Source organism: Okeania sp. SIO2B9, from assembly GCF_010672505.1.
GTDB classification, from domain to species: Bacteria; Cyanobacteriota; Cyanobacteriia; order Cyanobacteriales; family Microcoleaceae; genus Okeania; species Okeania hirsuta.
In genome coordinates this window covers 1-1,091 of record NZ_JAAHGK010001785.1, presented here as the reverse complement: position 1 = coordinate 1,091, position 1,091 = coordinate 1, and the positions used below count along the sequence as shown (strand labels likewise).

Annotated in this window: 2 protein-coding genes; one reads left to right on the top strand and one right to left on the bottom strand. The window is 35.6% G+C overall.

Translation table 11 applies throughout. The features are described from left to right. Positions 1–25 precede the first annotated feature (25 nt). Positions 26–286, bottom strand: coding sequence for a DUF1838 family protein (locus F6K13_RS34425; RefSeq protein WP_287290131.1), 261 nt, complete (start codon positions 284–286; stop codon positions 26–28). Between the two features lie 360 nt (positions 287–646). Here F6K13_RS34425 and F6K13_RS34420 point away from each other — a divergent pair. Then, on the top strand, positions 647–1,091 hold a 445-nt coding region (locus F6K13_RS34420; RefSeq protein WP_287290129.1), incomplete at its 3' end, for a DUF1838 family protein.

Here is a 1,091-nt window from a genome sequence, read left to right as displayed (position 1 = left end):
TGGTTGGGATTTTACTTCTAGGGAACTAACATTTTATCTTGACCCCGAAACAGGGGTCAAGATAAAATGTTAGTTCCCTAGAAGTAAAATCCCAACCTCCCTCCGACCTCGGAACACATCTGGCCACACTCATCCCTACTATTTGGAACAAATGCTGTTTCGGTTCCCCAGGAATAAAGGCATAAACCGAACCCTGCCAAGTCAGAAAAGATTGTTGAGCGTCGGTACTAGCACGCACTTTAACCCAGTCTTTTGCTTCCAGGAGTTTTTTGGTGAGATTGACCATTCGTTTGCTGATATAATGTTTTGTCTATCATAATATAGCAATTAGCATTCAGTTATCAGCTATCAGCTTGATTTTTTTTTGTTTTTTCGTCTAACTTTTCAGACATACTTTAAATGTGAAAGATAAAATTATAATTCAGAGCTAATTTTAATTACTAAATAGTCAATAAGCAACGATCAATTACTACAAAAATAACTTATATAGCAATCCTAAATAAGTTGTGACAAATCAAAAAGTAGATAAAAAAACTGAAACTTCTACCTGTTCCCTGTTCCCTGTTCCCTGTTCCCTGTTCCCTAAAAGCGGTAAGATTTTTATACACAAATAAAATAGGACTGCTATAGAAAGCTGGAGTTAATCATGGATGAATATTTTAATGACTATGAATTTGATAACTTAAATTTTTATAGAGAGAATCATGGTAAACAACTTTACTATAACTGGGGTGGAGAAGTTTGGTGGATAGAATCACCTGGAAAACCTCAAGAAAAGTTGTTTTCTATTATTGGGATGAATGCCACAAAAGTATTTATCAAACCACATCCAGAATATGGGGAAGCCGGACATAGAATTAATCGAGAAATATGTTTATTTTGCGACTCATCTACTCAAGAAGTATTAGACTATTGGCGACCTAGAGAAGAAGTAAAAGAAGTTCCTGTCGTACATATTGCTAACCGGATGGTCCAGGGTTTTGTCTCACCAAAAAAAATTGTAATCCCTCAGAATTCTGGATATGTGAAAAAAGTTATCATTTTCTTTGTGGGTTTAATACCCCACCGTCTACACGGTGTTCAAAATTACA